13 protein-coding genes and 1 tRNA gene are annotated in these 15112 nt (G+C 45.7%); 6 read left to right on the forward strand and 8 right to left on the reverse strand.

Annotated elements, in window-relative coordinates; translation table 11 throughout:
* Window positions 1-64: 64 nt before the first annotated feature.
* The 5 genes from cysM (at window position 65) to ACNPNW_RS00590 (ending at window position 6352) form a co-directional block, all read left to right on the forward strand.
* Window positions 65-994, forward strand: a complete 930-nt coding sequence (gene cysM / locus ACNPNW_RS00570) for a cysteine synthase CysM (protein ID WP_448766383.1) — start codon at window positions 65-67, stop codon at window positions 992-994.
* A gap of 18 nt (window positions 995-1012) precedes the next feature.
* Complete coding sequence (locus ACNPNW_RS00575; protein ID WP_044110575.1) at window positions 1013-1831, forward strand: 3'-5' exonuclease; 819 nt, start codon at window positions 1013-1015, stop codon at window positions 1829-1831.
* 6 nt (window positions 1832-1837) lie between these two features.
* On the forward strand, window positions 1838-3226 hold the full coding sequence (gene rlmD / locus ACNPNW_RS00580; RefSeq protein ID WP_448766384.1) for a 23S rRNA (uracil(1939)-C(5))-methyltransferase RlmD: 1389 nt from the start codon (window positions 1838-1840) through the stop codon (window positions 3224-3226).
* Between the two features lie 32 nt (window positions 3227-3258).
* Window positions 3259-5568 (forward strand): RelA/SpoT family protein, encoded by a 2310-nt coding sequence (locus ACNPNW_RS00585; RefSeq protein ID WP_004281652.1) that lies wholly within the window; start codon window positions 3259-3261, stop codon window positions 5566-5568.
* A gap of 100 nt (window positions 5569-5668) precedes the next feature.
* Window positions 5669-6352 (forward strand): S24 family peptidase, encoded by a 684-nt coding sequence (locus tag ACNPNW_RS00590; RefSeq protein WP_004281653.1) that lies wholly within the window; start codon window positions 5669-5671, stop codon window positions 6350-6352.
* Between the two features lie 24 nt (window positions 6353-6376).
* Here ACNPNW_RS00590 and secF read toward each other — a convergent pair whose 3' ends face one another.
* The 8 genes from secF to queA form a co-directional block, all read right to left on the reverse strand.
* Complete coding sequence (secF, locus tag ACNPNW_RS00595; protein WP_171054344.1) at window positions 6377-7351, reverse strand: protein translocase subunit SecF; 975 nt, start codon at window positions 7349-7351, stop codon at window positions 6377-6379.
* Window positions 7352-7359: 8 nt separating this feature from the next.
* A complete protein-coding gene (gene secD / locus ACNPNW_RS00600; protein ID WP_004281655.1) occupies window positions 7360-9258 on the reverse strand; it encodes a protein translocase subunit SecD in 1899 nt (632 codons plus the stop codon).
* A gap of 51 nt (window positions 9259-9309) precedes the next feature.
* Complete coding sequence (gene yajC / locus ACNPNW_RS00605) at window positions 9310-9639, reverse strand: preprotein translocase subunit YajC (RefSeq protein WP_004281656.1); 330 nt, start codon at window positions 9637-9639, stop codon at window positions 9310-9312.
* 100 nt (window positions 9640-9739) lie between these two features.
* Window positions 9740-10870, reverse strand: coding sequence for a tRNA guanosine(34) transglycosylase Tgt (tgt, locus tag ACNPNW_RS00610; RefSeq protein ID WP_004281657.1), 1131 nt, complete (start codon window positions 10868-10870; stop codon window positions 9740-9742).
* A gap of 130 nt (window positions 10871-11000) precedes the next feature.
* On the reverse strand, window positions 11001-11843 hold the full coding sequence (locus tag ACNPNW_RS00615; protein WP_448766385.1) for a hypothetical protein: 843 nt from the start codon (window positions 11841-11843) through the stop codon (window positions 11001-11003).
* 113 nt (window positions 11844-11956) lie between these two features.
* Complete coding sequence (locus ACNPNW_RS00620) at window positions 11957-12526, reverse strand: LemA family protein (protein WP_004645163.1); 570 nt, start codon at window positions 12524-12526, stop codon at window positions 11957-11959.
* A 49-nt stretch (window positions 12527-12575) separates the two neighbouring features.
* Window positions 12576-13604: a hypothetical protein gene (locus ACNPNW_RS00625; protein WP_448766386.1), complete on the reverse strand. Its 1029-nt coding sequence runs from the start codon at window positions 13602-13604 to the stop codon at window positions 12576-12578.
* A 15-nt stretch (window positions 13605-13619) separates the two neighbouring features.
* Entirely contained in the window at window positions 13620-14654 is a 1035-nt protein-coding gene (queA, locus tag ACNPNW_RS00630; RefSeq protein WP_448766387.1) for a tRNA preQ1(34) S-adenosylmethionine ribosyltransferase-isomerase QueA, read from the reverse strand.
* A 167-nt stretch (window positions 14655-14821) separates the two neighbouring features.
* On the opposite strand from queA, the gene ACNPNW_RS00635 reads away from it, so the two are divergent.
* Window positions 14822-14908 (forward strand) — tRNA-Leu (locus tag ACNPNW_RS00635).
* The last annotated feature ends 204 nt before the right edge of the window (window positions 14909-15112 follow it).

Consider the following 15112-nt stretch of genomic DNA (forward strand, 5'->3'; position numbering starts at 1 on the left):
CTAAATGGGTGCAGGGAAAAGCATTTTTTCATACAATAGCCGCACCTCGATATAGGTGCAAATAATGAGTAATACCATCCCTGATTTTCAAGCAGATGAATTTTTGTTAGACCATTATGTAGGCAAAACGCCGCTGGTGCGTTTACAGCGTCTGGCAAGTCACACTCAAGCTACAGTACTCGCGAAACTCGAAGGCAATAACCCAGCAGGTTCGGTCAAAGACCGTCCGGCCTATAATATGATCATGCAGGCCGAGAAGCGTGGGCAGATCAAACCGGGTGACACCCTGATTGAGGCAACGAGCGGAAATACGGGGATTGCATTGGCGATGGTCGCAGCAATGCGTGGCTATAAAATGAAGCTGATCATGCCGAATAATATGAGTCAGGAACGTAAGGACGCGATGCGTGCGTATGGTGCCGAGCTAATTGAAGTAACCAAAGAGCAGGGCATGGAAGGTGCACGTGATCTTGCTGCTCAAATGCAGAATGATGGTGTGGGTCTGGTGCTGAATCAGTTCGGAAATCCGGACAATGTCGAAGCGCATTACCTGACCACGGGTCCAGAAATCTGGCAACAAACCGATGGCAAAATCACTCATTTTGTCAGCTCAATGGGTACCACCGGCACCATTATGGGTGTGTCGAAATACCTGAAAGAAATGAATCCTGATATTCAGATCGTCGGTTTACAGCCATCTGATGGTTCAAGCATTGCCGGAATCCGTCGCTGGCCAGAAGAATATCTGCCAACCATTTTCGACCGCAGCCGAGTCGATCGCATTATTGATATTCCACAAATCGAAGCTGAAAAAACCATGCGTAAGCTGGCACAGAAAGAAGGCATTAGTGCCGGAACCTCTTCTGGTGGGGCAGTGTGGGCCTCGATTAAACTGGCGGAAGAACATCCGGATGCAGTGATTGTGTGTATTATCTGTGACCGTGGTGACCGTTACTTGTCTACAGGGTTATTCTCTGTACAAGATCCTGAATAATTATTTGAGCACTGTTTTATGCGCCTGCCTGTTTTAACTTTCGATATTGAAACCCAAACCGATCTCAAATCAGGCGCGCATCTGTTTGGTCTGGACCTGCCCGAAGCAGATCTGGATCAGGCCTTGACCAAATTACGCCGTCAGGATTCAGGCTCTGATTTTCAGCGTTTACCGCTGCATGAAATTGTCTGTATTTCCGGTTTATGGATGGATGAACAGGGTATGAAGCTGTTTTCCTTTAGTCGAGAACAGCATTCTGAAGCAGAAATTTTGAAAAAATTCTTGTCCATTTTTGACAAGCGACATCCGACTCTAGTGAGTTGGAATGGCTCACAGTTTGATTTACCAGTAATTTTATACCGCGCCATGTATCATGGACTCTCTGCACCGAGTCTGTTCGATCAGGGCGAAATTGATACGCAAAAGCGTTATAATAACTACCAGAATCGTTACCATCATCGTCATGTTGACCTGATGGATGTGATGGCCATGTTTCATGCCCGTCATTTCCAGAAGCTGGATGATGTTGCACATTTGCTGGGTTATCCAGGCAAGCGCGGTGACGGAGCCTATCGGGTTCCGGAATATGTCCGCAATCAGCAATGGACCGAACTGACGTCTTATTGTGAAGGTGATGTCCTGAATACCTGGCTGGTGTATATCCGCTGGTTGCTGTTAAAAGGCCAGCTGTTGCTGCCGGATTATCAGCATCTGCTGCAAAGCACGATTCAATATTTGCAGACTCAACCGCAACATGCGGACTTTTTATCAGTCTGGCGTGAAACTTCACAACGAACTGAATTTACCCAATTTGATTTTCCCATCTCCACACCCTAGGTTTTCATGAAACATCGAGCACAAGCACGTCCTATCCAGCAACCCGAGTATATTTTTCAGGTTGAGTCACTATCGCATGAGGGACGTGGCATCGCTCATTATGGTTCACATCCGGATCATCCGCAGCATAAACATGGCAAGAAAGTCTTTATCCGTTATGCCTTGCCGGGTGAAACCGTGCGTGCCCGCATTACCCGAGAAGTTAAGAAGCTAGAAGAAGCCGACAGTCTTGAATTGTTGAGCGACGCTTCCGAGATTCGCGTGAAGCCGGTGTGTCCGCATTTTGGGATCTGTGGTGGCTGTAATATGCAGCATATCGCTGCGGATGCGCAGATTGAACTGAAACAGAATGTGCTGAAATCGCATCTACAGCATTTTGCTGGAATCCAGCCTGATCAATGGCTACCGCCTTTACGTTCACAACGTGAAGATTATCGCCGTAAAGCCCGGATTGGGGTGCGTTATCTACCTTCCAAGGATCAGCTGGTGGTGGGTTTTCGTGAGAATCAGTCCAACAAACTGACACCGATTGATCGCTGTATGATCTTGGATCGCGAGTTTGGCTCGGTTACACGTCTTAAACAATTGCTGCAAGGTCTGAATGGTAAGGCCGACATCGGTCATATAGAATTGGCCATGGGGGATCAGGACATTGCGCTGCTGGTGCGTGAAACTGCAAAATTATCTGCCGATGATGTCAACCAATTGCGCGAATTTACGTTACAGAAAGGCTGGCAACTGTATCTGCAGCCTGCCGGCAAAGAAACGCTCTCGCGGATAGATGATCCAGAAGCATCTGCACGCTTACACTATGGTCTTGATGACTTTGATGTGAAATTCGGCTTTAATCCTCTGGACTTTACTCAGGTAAATTCAAGCATCAATCCGCAAATGGTACGATTGGCATGTGATTTGCTTCAGCTACAACAGGGTGAACGGGTTCTGGATCTGTTTTGTGGATTAGGAAACTTTTCTTTGCCGCTGGCGCGCTGTGTTGGTGCGTCGGGTCAGGTGATTGCGGTCGAGGGAAGTGATGAAATGGTTCGACGTGGTGCGGAAAATGCCAAAAACAATGGTATTGCACAAATATCGTTCTATTCACAAGATTTAACCAAAGATTTCTCGCACCACACTTGGGCAAATCAAGGTTTTGATGCATTATTAATCGACCCGCCACGTGCCGGGGCAGAAGAAGTCATGCATTATATCCCTCAGTTTGGAGCTAAAAGAATCGTTTATGTGTCATGTAATCCTGCGACACTCGCCAGAGATGCAGGACTCTTGGTACAACAGGGCTATCGTCTCACCCAAGCGGGCGTGATGGATATGTTTACACATACTGGACATGTTGAATCAATCGCATTGTTCGAAAAAGAAAATCAAATAAACGATTAAAGAAATGATGTTTTTAAAAGTAGGAGACGGGTATGGTCACAGTACGTGAGCAACTCCCTGGGCGACTCAATGAGTTGTCACAGGAGACGACTGTAGAACATGCCGAACAAGCACACCAGGATCTGACTGAATGGTTGGATCGGGTTCGTGGCATATTAGATGGCGCACCTTTAACGCAGCTCGAAGAAGTCGCCCACTTAACATTAGAAAGAGAGCTGCAAAGTACGGTTCAGCACCGCTCCAATACCTTTTATACCGGTATTGAGATGGCGGATATTCTGGCGCATCTGCACGTCGATGAAGATACTTTGTCCGCAGCCATGTTGTATCGTGCTGTTCGTGAAGGCGTCATGCCACTCAGTGAAGTATTGGAACAGTTCGGCGAACAGGTGCATAGCCTGGTCAAAGGTACGCTTGCCATGGGTAAGCTGTCTGAGCTGATCGAAAAAAATAAACGCCTGGAAGATCATTTCAATAATAACCAGCGTGAACATCTGTCTGGCATTTACAAAATGCTGATCTCGGTCACCGAAGATGTACGTGTTGTTCTGGTCAAGCTGGCCGAACGTACCTATGCCTTGCGTGAACTGGCCAATTCCTCACGTGAGCGTCAGGAACGGGTGGCCCGAGAAATTCTGACCATTTACTCGCCACTGGCACACCGTTTAGGTATTGCCCAGTTAAAGTGGGAGCTGGAAGATCTGGCTTTCCGTTATCTTGCGCCGGAACGTTATAAAGAAATTGCGTCCTTACTGAATGAAAAGCGTCTCGAGCGTGAACAGTATATTCAGTTTGTGATTGATAAATTACGCAATGAATTGGCCGAGCATGGCATCGAAGCTGAAATTAATGGCCGGGTGAAACACATTTATTCGATTTATCGAAAAATGAAAAGCAAGAACCTGAGCTTTGACCAGCTCTATGATATTCGTGCTTTACGGGTACTGGTGAAAAGTGTACCGGAGTGTTATCACACTTTAGGTATTGTGCATCAGATCTGGCGCCATATTCCGCATCAGTTTGATGACTATATTACCAATCCGAAAGCCAATGGTTATCGTTCTTTACATACTGCGGTGATTGCCGAGAACAAGTCACTTGAAGTGCAAATTCGTACCCATAGCATGCATGAAGAAGCAGAGCTGGGAGTATGTTCACACTTTAATTATAAAGAAGGCGCAAAAACCACAGATCGCTCCTTTAACCATCGTCTGCATTCCCTACGTGCGGTACTTGAGCATTATCAAGAGCGCAATGAAAGCAGTGCACATAAAGAATCTGAAGATGAAATAGAGAATTTTGAGCATATTCAAGATTTTGAAGGCTTTGAAAAGATCTATGTGTTTAGCCGTGATGGCGATATCAAAGAGCTACCACGTGATTCGACCGTGCTCGACTTTGCTTATCATGTGCATACCGAAGTCGGGAACAAGTGCTATGCCGCACGGGTAAATCAGCGCTATGTGCCGCTGACCTACACCCTGAAAACCGGTGAACAGGTTGAGATTCTGACCAAAAAAGACCGGGAACCTAATCGGGACTGGTTGGTTAATTCGCTAGGTTATATCAAGACTGCCCGTGCGCGGGACAAGCTGCGTCACTGGTTCCGTCAGCAGGATCGTAGCAAGAACCTGGAAGTTGGCCGTGAAGTACTGAACAAAGAATTGTCACGTCTGGCAATTCACCCGAAATCGATTGATCTGAGTGATTATTGCAACCACTTCAATGTCAAAACCGGTGATGACATTCTGGTGAATCTGGTCAATGGTGATATCAGCCTGCATGCCCTGATTAATCAGGTGAACCGTCACATGCATCTGGATCAGGACGAACCTGAACTGGTGCTGAAACCTGCCTTGAATCCGCGTGCCAGTCATACACTGTCAGCGCACGGGATTCTGATCGACGGTCTGGATAACGTGGAACTGCATGTCGCGCAATGTTGCCAACCGGTGCATGGTGAGTCGATCGCTGGCTATATCACTCTGAATCGTGGAGTGAGCATTCATAAGGTCGCTTGTCCGGACTATGTTCGCATGATCACTCAAGAGCCTGAACGTGCTGTAGAAGCTGATTGGGAAATGCAGCCGACTCGCGGTCAGAGCGTACAGATTGTAGTGGAAGCTTATGATCGACGCGGCTTGCTGAAGGATCTGACTCAAGTCATTTTCTCGGATCAGATCAATATCCGTCAGGTGAATACCATTTCGGAAGCGGACGGGATTGCCAATATGAAGCTGCTGATTGAAGTCAAAGGTCTGGCACAACTTTCCAAACTGCTGGCCCGTCTTGAGCAGCAACCGGGAATTATCAGTGCACGCCGTCTGGTACAGGGCACTTAATTCCCGTTATGTAAGTTTAAAAAGCCTGCAATTTAATTGTGGGCTTTTTTATTGTAAGGTATTTGAATCACATGCATAAAAAATAGACCAGAAACCCAAGATGAGTGCGACCGAAATATTTGAACGTAGACGGAATAATCTGGCCAAGGTGATTGATCTGCTGATCGAGACCCAGCAATTTAAAACCGGCAAAGAGATCTGTGAACATTTTGGCTTATCTGCTTCATATATTGCGCAATTGCTGAATAGCAAACGCCAGATCGGGGAGAAGGCAGCAAGGGAACTGGAACAACAACTGGGTCTGGATACTCTTATTTTAGATCAGTCGGCTGAGCCAAAAGTTGAATTAGCTCCAATTCCAGAGCAAGGCGTATTATTTCAGATGCAGGTGGTGCAACAGCAGGCATTTGCACTTATTCCTATAGATTCTGCATTTTCATTCAATCAGGATATTTTTCATCTGCAAGCACAGCATTATGCAATTCAGGTAGCAGGGCCGTATTATTTTCCCAGCTTAAAACCGGGCTGGTGGCTGATCTGTGACAAACAGGCCGAGTTATCCACTGCAGGCATACTCTGTGTGTATCTGGTTAATGGCCTGCAGCTCATTTTGCAGTTGGTGAGCGAAGCTCAAGATCATTATGAATTCCAAAGCCTGGATGAACATCGACAGGTGATTTTCCAAAAAACTGATATTGAGAAAATCCATCCAGTCATTGCGATTATTCCCACTGCCATATATTCAAACGGCAGAAATAATTCAGCCCATCATAAGACGGGCTGAACGATGAACATGAAACAGAACAGATTATGGAATCTGGTTCTCGTCTTCAAATTCTGGCTTCACCTGAACAATAAAGTCCTGACGGTTCAGACCACGCCACAAGGCAAAGGCTGTACCGATATAGATGGACGAATAGGTCCCGACAAAGACACCAACAAACATCGCGATCGAGAACCATTTCAGACCATCGCCGCCCATCAGCATCATGGCAAGCACCACCAGCAATAAGGTCATAGAGGTATGAATGGTACGACGCAGCGTTTCAGTCAGGGCAATGTTAATGATTTCGACCGGTTCTGCACCACGAATCTTACGGAAGTTCTCACGGATACGGTCAGAGACCACGATATTATCGTTCAGTGAGAAACCGATGATTGCAAGGAGTGCTGCAAGTACAGTGAGGTCAAATGGCCACTGCATCATCGCAAAAATCCCGAGGGTGACGATAATGTCATGGAATAGTGACAACACGGCACCCATGGCCAGCTTGAACTCAAAGCGGATAGTGACATAGACCAGCATCAGCAGGAGTGCCAATGCCACAGCACCACCAGAACGGACATAGAGCTCGTTACCGATCTGTCCACCGACGACATCGACCTTGGGTACTTCTGCCGCATTATTTGGCAGTTGAACCGCTGCTGTAACAGCCTTGGTCAAGTCTTCAGCTTCGATATCTTCCTGAACCGGCATACGCACCATCAGATCACGTTCAGAACCTAAAGTCTGAACCACAGCATCATTAAAGCCTGCCTGGTTCAATGCCTTGGAGACATCTTCAGGTTTGACCGGATTGGTATAGTTCAGCTCGGCTGCCACACCACCGGTAAAGTCCAAACCGAGGTTCAGGCCTTTAGTAGCAATAAAGAAGATACTCGCAACGGTTAAGAGAATTGAAAACAATGCCGCAGGCATCGCAATCTTCATAAACGGAATAATGCGTTCGTCTTCCGGGCGACCGTACTGTTTTTGATTCAGTTGAGTATTTTCAGTCATCAGTGATCTCCTTAAATGCTCAACTTTTTCAAGTTACGTTTTTTGCCATAAATGAGCTGTACCACGGCACGCGTTACTGTAATTGCAGTAAACATCGAGCAGACAATACCAATCATCAGGGTTACGGCAAAGCCTTTGATCGGACCTGTACCAATCGCGAACAGAATGAATGCCACCAGGAATGTGGTTAAGTTCGAGTCGAAAATGGTGTTATAGGCACGATCATAACCAGCAACAATCGCCTGTTTTGGCGAAGCCCCCCATTTCATTTCTTCCCGTATTCGTTCACAGATCAGTACGTTGGCATCGACCGCCATACCGATGGTAATCACGATACCGGCAATACCCGGAAGGGTCAGGGAAGCACCAATCCAGGACATGACTGTCAGAATCATCGCCAGGTTAAAGACCAGCGCAAAGTTAGCAATCACACCAAACACACGGAAGAATACCACCATCCAGATGGCAACCAGAAGGAAACCGATCTGAGTTGAAAGTACACCTTTATCGATGTTTTCTTGACCCAGACTTGGACCAATTACACGTTCTTCTACAAAGTACATTGGCGCAGCCAACGCACCTGCACGCAACATCAAGGCAAGTTCAGCAGCTTCTTGCGGCGAGTCCAGGCCAGTAATACGGAACTGAGAACCCAGTACTGCCTGAATGGTTGCAGCGTTAATGACTACAGATTCAGTATACGGGGTACGAACTTCAGTCTGAGTGCCGGTCGCAGGGTCTTCCACATAATTAATGCGCTGCTTGTTCTCGATGAACAAGACGGCCATACGTTTGCCGACCGCATTACGGGTGGCATCCGACATCAGTTTGCCGCCTGCGCTGTCCAAGGTAATGTTAACTTCAGCACCGCCTGTGTCTTGGCTAAAGCCACTTGATGCATTCTGAACACGTTCACCGGTTAAGATACGGTTACGGTTCAAGAGGAGCTGACGACCACTGTCCAGTGACTCATAAGCAAAGACTTCTGTGCCTGGTGGCAATGCACCCGTTGCCTGACCGGTATATGGATCAATATATTGATCATTCAGGTCAGACACCAGACGGAACTCGAGGTTCGCGGTACGACCTAAGACACGTTTCGCTTCAGCGGTATCCTGCACACCAGGAAGCTCAACCACAATACGGTTGCTGCCCTGAGTTTGAACCAGTGCTTCTGCCACACCTAACTCGTTAATACGGTTACGTAAAGTGGTCAAGTTCTGATTGACAGCATAAGATTCAATTTCTTGCTTACGCACATCAGTATAGTTTAGACGTAAGGTCGAACCGGTCTCGGTCGCAACAGCCTGCTGGGTAAACTCATTGCCATTACGGCGCAAGAAGTCCATCGTTGCAGAACGATCATCATTGTTGGCAAACTGCATCACAATGGTGTTGTTGCTTAAATTCAGGCTATTAAATTTCAGGTTGTTATCACGTAACTGACGACGTAGATCCGTCGCAGAGGTTTCCATGCGCTGGGAAATGGCCTTGTCCATATCCACTTCAAGCAAGAAGTGAACACCACCACGTAAATCCAGGCCGAGCTTCATTGGTTTGGCACCAATTTTTTGCAGCCATTCTGGGGTGGTCGGGGCAAGGTTCAATGCAACCACGTAATCATCACCTAAACCACGACGTAAAGCCTCTTTAGCTTTAAGCTGTGATTCACTTGAATCTACACGTAATAAAGCTGCATTGTTGCCAAAGCTATTGTCATGGGTGGCAATATTTTCAGTTTTTAAAATTTGCTCTGCTTTTTGTACGATGCTTGCATCAATTTGAGTACCGGCTTTGGCACCCGAAATCTGTACAGCAGGTTCATCTGGATACAAACTTGGCAGGGCATATAAGGTACTGATCACCAGGACAACCAGGATCAGTACATATTTCCATGCTGGGTAACGCATTCGTTTTCTTCTTAAAATGAAAAAGTCGTGCGAGGGCACGACTATTTTTGATTAAAGGTTATTTAAAGTGCCTTCAGGGAGGACTGAAATCACACTTGCACGTTGAACTTTGACTTCTACACCACGGCTCAATTCAACCACTGCGAAGTCACCTTCAATCTTGGTGATTTTGCCCATTAATCCGCCTGCAAATACCACTTCACTGCCAACGCCAAGGCTGTCGACCAAAGCACGGTGTTCTTTGGCACGTTTAGATTGAGGACGCCAGATCAAGAAATAGAAGATTGCAATAAAAACAGCAATCATCAAAAGGTTCGCCATCATGCTTGGTTGTTGTGCAGTTTCACCTGCAGCGTGAGCAGTCGAAATAAAAAGGCTCATTACATTTTCCTAAAATAAAAAACTGGTGATCAACTCGATAATAAATTGACATATTCTTGCAATTTACATTGTCTTTTTCCTCAGCGCAAATACTGATGGATTAATCTTGCGGACAAGGTGGCACTTCCAGGCCACGGCGGGCATAAAAGTCATGAACAAATTCGTCAAATGTACCGTTGTCTAATGCATCACGCATTGTTTCAGTCAAACGCAGGTAATAGCGCAGATTATGAATCGTACCGAGCATAGAGCCGAGCATTTCCCCACATTTCTCAAGATGGAATAAATAGGCACGGGTAAAGTTCTGGCAGGTATAGCAGTCGCAATGCGGATCGAGTGGACTCTGGTCATGACGGTATTTACTGTTACGGATTCGCACCAAGCCGTCTGTCACAAAATAGTGACCGTTACGTGCATTTCGGGTTGGCATTACGCAGTCAAACATATCGACACCACGACGCACCGCTTCCACAATATCTTCAGGCTTGCCGACGCCCATCAAATAACGCGGTTTGTCTGCAGGCATTTTTTCTGGAAGATAATCCAGTACCTTGATCATTTCCTCTTTTGGTTCGCCCACGGACAGGCCGCCAATCGCATAACCATCAAAGTCGATTTCAAGCAGGCCTTTTAAAGATTCATCACGTAAATCTTCATACATGCCGCCTTGAATAATGCCGAACAGCGCATTACGGTTTTTCAGCACGTCATGATGCTGGGTTTTACAGCGTTTGGCCCAGCGTAGAGAAAGTTGCAAAGATTTTTGTGCTTCTTCATGCGTCGCAGGGTACGGGGTACATTCATCAAAAATCATTACAATGTCAGAGTTCAGCGTGTGCTGAATATCCATTGAAATTTCAGGAGATAAAAATACTTTTGAACCATCAATCGGCGAGCGGAAGGTCACACCTTCTTCTTTAATTTTACGCATTGCGCCCAGACTGAAGACCTGGAAGCCGCCTGAATCGGTCAAAATGGGACTATTCCATTTCATAAATCCGTGCAGGCCGCCATGTTCACGAATTACATCCAGTCCTGGACGTAGATACAAATGGAAAGTATTGCCCAGAATGACTTGAGATTTGATCTCTTTAATGTCGCGTGGCAACAGGCCCTTGACCGTACCATAAGTACCCACAGGCATGAACATCGGGGTTTCCACCACACCATGTTCAAGCGTTAAACGACCACGACGGGCACGGCCCGACTGACCTAATTTTTCAAACTTCATAGGAGTTCCACATCAAGGCGAAAAAACAGTTCGCTGATTGTTATAGCTAAAGGGCGCTATTTTCCTTGATTCTTACACTAAACGCCAGCATTGTAGAGCATTCGCTCTGTAATTTTATTTATCGCTTAAGCTAGAGAACATCCGGAGATATTGGCGGATGGGCAGAAAACTGCTGCAAGCGCTGCTGGATATCTTCCCGGCTAAGGGCACAGCTGCCATCCGGTTCCGAGGCCATTGCGGCGATATGCTGGATCAGTTTCTGGATATAAATATTGCTATCGACAAAGTAGGATTCCAAGGTCAGCAAATAGGCATCTTGCGCCACTTGCAGATAGTCATAAGGCTCCATTACCAGCATCTGCTCCAGATCAATCAGAATATCCTTGTCGTTTTGCGAGAGTTTCAAGCGTTTCTGCATGGCAGGTAAATGAGTAGTTTGTCTGGATGCCAGAAATTTCTGTAAATGAATATGCTCAGGCTTCAGGGTCTGCGCAGATTGGCATTCAAATTCGACTTGGGTCGGCAGGCTCATGAAAAACAGGATGCTATCCAGATCCAGACCATAGGCCTCAGAAAGACGATGTTTGGCCTGTTTAAAACTCTCCAGCAATAAATCCAGATGCGTCGCGTGCAGCTGTTTTTGCTGTGCCAATACCGGATGGCCAAAGCTGTGCTGGGTTTTAAAATAATCGGCCAGCAAGGTTTTAAAGGGAATGAGTCCAGAGTGGGGCAAAGCATGTGCCCGATAACGCCATTTCCGGACATTCCAGCGATCCTGTTCCGCCAGATATTGCTGAAGATATTCCGGATCTTTAAAAATACTGCGTTCAGTCGAAATGGCCAGATCATCCAGCAGTAAAAATTCGTCAAAGACCAGACTACAGGCATAGATTTGATCATCCTGATAATGGTCGTATAACCGATAAAATTCCTCGACCAGCGTCTGTTGCAAGTGCTCTAAATAATCCAGCATAATTTTTATTCTTTATATTATAAGTTTTAGATAGGTACAGCCGCATCCTTGGCTATTTTTATAATAAGTTAATGCGCCAAGGATGCAAAATTTTATCAGATCTTGCTGTTCACTCAGTGAAAGTTCGGACGGTAATCAAAATTCTGTGTCACGCTTTGATCACGGAATGGACGTACCACTTTTTTTCTGAGTAACATATTATTAATGATGTTGTGCGGAAAAATCTGGATCTGGTTGTTAAACAGCTCGACATTGCGATTATAAATGGTAATCGCCGCACCGACATTTTCATTCTGTTCTTCAATTTCAGCCATCATTTTCAGATAGATGTCATTGGCTTTCAGTTCCGGATAATTTTCAATCACGACATTCAGGCTATGCATCAACTGTTTATTCAGGCTTTCAATGCGTTGTAATTGTCCAATATCGGCATCCTTGATATTCAGGTTCATGATGTTCTGACGCAGTTCGGTGACTTTTTCTAGCGTGCCTTTTTCAAAACTCGAGTATTGCTCGACCAGCGGTTGCAGCCCATCCAGAATTTTCAGTTTTTGCCGTTCATAACTGGCGACATCCGACCAGGCGCGAATCGTGGCGTTGTGATGACGGACAATACTGTTGCGGATCATGATAATCGTGACAATCAGCGCCACAATGATCAAACATAAAATCAAAAATCCCATCCGAGATCTCCCCAAGCTATATCTATATTTTAAAAATGATGCGAAAAATTTATTTTAAAAACTGCAGCAGATCATGTTGTAAGTTTTCGAGCTGTTTTAATTTAAACGTTCTCAGGTGGCCGCGCAATGTGGAAATATCGCTAATATTCTGCTGCTTGCTCGATACCTGAAATAAATCATGGGGCCCTAGATAGCACAGCATCTTATTTTCTGGGTGAAACAGTAAATCACCCTGACGCTGTTCAAAAAAGTCGGCCAGTCGCAGCACAAAACCCGGACTGAGTAATTTGGCAGTTTGCAGCATATCGCTACCATAAAAGCTTAAGCGCTGATTGGTGCGAATATCGCTGCTGTGCCAGGGATGGCTATAAGGATAATAAAATTTCTTTCTGGAAGTCGTAACGGCCAGTCCCTGAATCTGGATATCAAAAACAAACACGCCCCACAGGTCTTTATGGACCTGCATCAGTTTGACTGGCTGACCTTCCTTGTTTCGGGCCTGCACTTCATCAATATAGTGGTATTGGAAGAGTAGTACCTGATGTTGCTGGCCGTTTTCGTCTTCCCATACCGTGCTGGCATAACGCTGAATTTCATTACTCAACGAACCTTGGTTGAATACTGGAAATAATTGTTTTAAATGCCGGATAAAGTGTAGGGGATTAAGTGGCATAGAAATATGCTGTGGCTGTTTTTGAAAGGCAAGCTGATATTTCTTGGCCAGTGCTTGTTCTTCCAGAAAAGCAATGACTTCCTCTAAGGGCTGCTGCTGTTCGTAGCAAATATAAGCCCAGAAAATACAGAGACAGCCGAGAAAAACACTGCTCTGAATCCAGATATTTCCCGGCGCAATAAAAATGCTGCCAATCAGAAAAAGCCCAATTCCGGCAAGCGCAAGCGGCAGGTTATTTTCAAACTTGAGCGTAATCGGGCCATTCCAAGGATGCAGCCCGTCGAGCAGTTCTTGATGCGTTTTGGCCTGTTGACCCAGATCCCAAAGCCGAGCGATATTTTGAAACACCACTGCATTTTTCTTGCGGCGAATATGAATGGACTGTTGTACAGACTCGATCGGCATGGAAGTGGTTCTCGCTTATTGTACCTGATCAACCAGCATGGCATCGCCATAACTGAAGAAGCGATACTTGCTGTCTACTGCATGCTTATAAGCATTCAGAATATTGTCACGGTTGGACAAGGCAGACACTAGCATTAACAGGGTCGATTCTGGTAAATGGAAGTTGGTGATCAAACGATCGACCACTTTAAACTGATAACCCGGATAGATGAAAATCTGGGTATCACCTGTCCAGGCTGCCAGTTCACCGTTATGTGCTTGTGCTGCACTTTCGACTGCACGGGTGGCAGTCGTGCCTACAGAAATGACTTTATTACCGCGGGCTTTAGTCTGACGAATCATCTCGACCGCAGTTTCAGGGACGTCGCACCATTCGCTGTGCATGATGTGATTTTGAATATCATCGGTACGCACTGGCAGGAAAGTACCTGCACCAACATGTAGGGTCACAAAAGTTTTTTGAATCCCTTTGGCTTCCAATTTTGCCAACAGATCGGCATCAAAATGCAGGCTGGCAGTAGGTGCTGCAACGCTGGCCAGTTTGGTTGGGTCATTAAACACGGTTTGATAACGTTCAGTATCAATCTCTTCCGCTTCACGGTTGAAATAAGGCGGAATCGGCAAGGCGCCGTATTGATCCAGCACATCGAGAATTGGTTGTGAAAATTCTACAATAAACAGATTTTCATGACGGCCTTGTACGGTCACTTTCACTGCATCCGGGCCAATAAAAAGTTCTGCACCGGCTTTCGGAGTGTTGCTGGCCTTAATATGACAATAGGCAATAAAGCGATCTTGCATACGCTCAACCAGCACTTCTACCGCACCGCCTGAAGCACGTTTACCTTTTAAACGGGCCTTCATGACTTTGGTGTCGTTTAATACCAACAAGTCGCCGTCTTCAAGTAAATCCAGAATATCGGTAAATTGATGGTCATGATATTGACCTTGGGCATCGAGGTGCAACAGGCGAGAGGCACTGCGTGTTTCCAGTGGGTAGCGAGCAATCAGCTCATCGGGGAGATCAAAATTAAAATCAGAAAGTTGCATGATGATTTACGCTAAAAAAACTGCGGCTAGTATAAACTTTTTTCTTTTTTATGGCGGGAATTGCTCGATTTTAAAACGAAAAAATGCGATTTGTTTTAAAAATAAACAAATGAAAATATTCTGCGTTGACAGTGCTGAGAAATCGCGTATTATACCTTTCATCCACTCCCGAGGTGGTGAAATTGGTAGACGCGGCGGACTCAAAATCCGCTGTCAGAGATGACGTGTCGGTTCGAGTCCGACCCTCGGGACCAAAATTCTAAAAAACCCCAAGCACATTCAGTCTTGGGGTTTTTTATTGTCTGAAAAATAATAACCTGTTTCTTTTTATCTGCTCTTCAAAATTATCTTCTTGATTTAAAAGATAGCTTGTGAAAATAACACTGCATAGAACTGCTTAAAAAATGGATTACTTCAGTGATTACGATGCATGAATCAGATATAAAAAAACCGGCGCC

Source organism: Acinetobacter endophylla (assembly GCF_053543775.1).

Coding starts and splice junctions, on each gene's coding strand:
- ACNPNW_RS00590 (WP_004281653.1), top strand. CDS start 5,669: ATGAGTGCGACCGAAATATTTGAACGTAGACGGAATAATCTGGCCAAG.
- ACNPNW_RS00620 (WP_004645163.1), bottom strand. CDS start 12,526: ATGGGATTTTTGATTTTATGTTTGATCATTGTGGCGCTGATTGTCACG.
- tgt (WP_004281657.1), bottom strand. CDS start 10,870: ATGAAGTTTGAAAAATTAGGTCAGTCGGGCCGTGCCCGTCGTGGTCGT.
- queA (WP_448766387.1), bottom strand. CDS start 14,654: ATGCAACTTTCTGATTTTAATTTTGATCTCCCCGATGAGCTGATTGCT.
- rlmD (WP_448766384.1), top strand. CDS start 1,838: ATGAAACATCGAGCACAAGCACGTCCTATCCAGCAACCCGAGTATATT.
- ACNPNW_RS00575 (WP_044110575.1), top strand. CDS start 1,013: ATGCGCCTGCCTGTTTTAACTTTCGATATTGAAACCCAAACCGATCTC.
- ACNPNW_RS00625 (WP_448766386.1), bottom strand. CDS start 13,604: ATGCCGATCGAGTCTGTACAACAGTCCATTCATATTCGCCGCAAGAAA.
- cysM (WP_448766383.1), top strand. CDS start 65: ATGAGTAATACCATCCCTGATTTTCAAGCAGATGAATTTTTGTTAGAC.
- ACNPNW_RS00615 (WP_448766385.1), bottom strand. CDS start 11,843: ATGCTGGATTATTTAGAGCACTTGCAACAGACGCTGGTCGAGGAATTT.
- yajC (WP_004281656.1), bottom strand. CDS start 9,639: ATGAGCCTTTTTATTTCGACTGCTCACGCTGCAGGTGAAACTGCACAA.
- secD (WP_004281655.1), bottom strand. CDS start 9,258: ATGCGTTACCCAGCATGGAAATATGTACTGATCCTGGTTGTCCTGGTG.
- ACNPNW_RS00585 (WP_004281652.1), top strand. CDS start 3,259: ATGGTCACAGTACGTGAGCAACTCCCTGGGCGACTCAATGAGTTGTCA.